Origin of the sequence: Gilliamella sp., from assembly GCF_024104075.1 — a bacterium.
Lineage (GTDB): Bacteria > Pseudomonadota > Gammaproteobacteria > Enterobacterales > Orbaceae > Gilliamella > Gilliamella bombi.
Genome location: NZ_JAGGHR010000075.1, coordinates 1 through 717, shown reverse-complemented (window position 1 = coordinate 717; position 717 = coordinate 1). Strand labels below are relative to the sequence as shown.

At 40.7% G+C, this 717-nt stretch carries 1 protein-coding gene; it reads right to left on the bottom strand.

Annotated elements, in window-relative coordinates:
* The coding region (locus J6569_RS11185; protein ID WP_296318533.1) for a hypothetical protein at positions 1–717 on the bottom strand (717 nt) is incomplete at both ends.

Sequence of the window (717 nt, the reverse complement as noted above, 5' to 3'; positions counted from 1 at the left end):
CAATATGACGCATGTAATGATTACCTGGTGAAGATGGATTAGCGCCTACTGATGGACCAAATTTTGTAACCGCATTGGTTAAATCCCTGACCCTTGGCATCTGGTAGCCTATATTATTACACCATGCTAAATGGTCACTATAGGTTCTCGTTCGAAAAGGAAGATGAGCATCCCGCACGACGAACCACTGCTTCAACACAAATCCATATTTTACTACCTCAATGCCATATCTATCTCTACCCACTAACTCAAACGTCTGCGGTAACTTTGGCTTAGCAATTGGATTAGGATGAGGATTGTCCCATTGATTTCTTGCATCTGGACCTGTTAGCATAACACGAATTACAAAACTAGAATCATGAACCCAACGGTGAATACCTGGCATAAGTTTCATTCTTGCGGTAATTCCCTCATGCGTAACTGGTTCCCATGTCAATTCAGCGAAATCTCCCGATATGACTAAATCAAAAAATAAAAAATTCGCTCCTGTAGTTGGAAAATTGAGGTTGTATGATTCAGGATCGATTGATTGAACTAAGAAGCCCTTCTTAGGATTCCATATGTCAGCAGGACCTGCGTATCTACCTTCGCTAAAATATAGATTCGGCCTTGCATAATGGATAACTGCCGACGGTATTATTATTGCATCACTACGATTACCCGTTCGAACCTTTTTGCCATTCGCCTGTACATTCCATAAAGAAGACAATAATAACA